The organism is Alcanivorax sp. HI0083 (genome assembly GCF_001635175.1).
Genome location: NZ_LWFX01000071.1, coordinates 1 through 475 on the forward strand (window position 1 = coordinate 1; position 475 = coordinate 475).

General features: G+C 55.2%; 1 protein-coding gene. It reads right to left on the reverse strand.

Annotation, left to right across the window (positions count from 1 at the left end):
- Positions 1-262: isocitrate/isopropylmalate family dehydrogenase (locus A3754_RS00750; protein ID WP_255363094.1), on the reverse strand; the 262-nt coding region annotated here is incomplete at its 3' end.
- Positions 263-475 lie beyond the last annotated feature (213 nt).

The window sequence follows — 475 nt, forward strand, 5'->3', positions numbered from 1 at the left end:
GGTCCGGATCATCCAGTGGCCCCGGATCGCCCAGCGCACCCAACAAAATGGCATCAAAGGCGCGTAACTGGTCCACGCCATCATCCGGCATCATCTGCCCGTGTTGCTGGTGCCAAGCGTGGGACGGCCAGGGGAAAGAGTGACAGGACAGCGGCAACTGAAAGCGGTCAATCAGCAGTGTTAGTGCTTGTTCGGCCACGGCCATGACTTCAGGGCCGATGCCGTCGCCGGGGAGCAGGGCGATGTTTAGCCGTTTCGTCATCCTTAACTCCGAGTTGCGAGTTTAAAGTTGAAAGTTAAAACGCGGAGAACGGTAATTGTGTTCTCGGCCTGTTGAGCTTCGCGCGGTTTGGGCTGTGTACGCGGGCACTGATGTTTCGCGTGCTTAATACTCTGTCGCGCCTTTCAACTTTTAACTTTCAACTCGTTCCTGCTCTTAACTTCCCATGCACAGGTATTTGGTTTCCAGGTACTC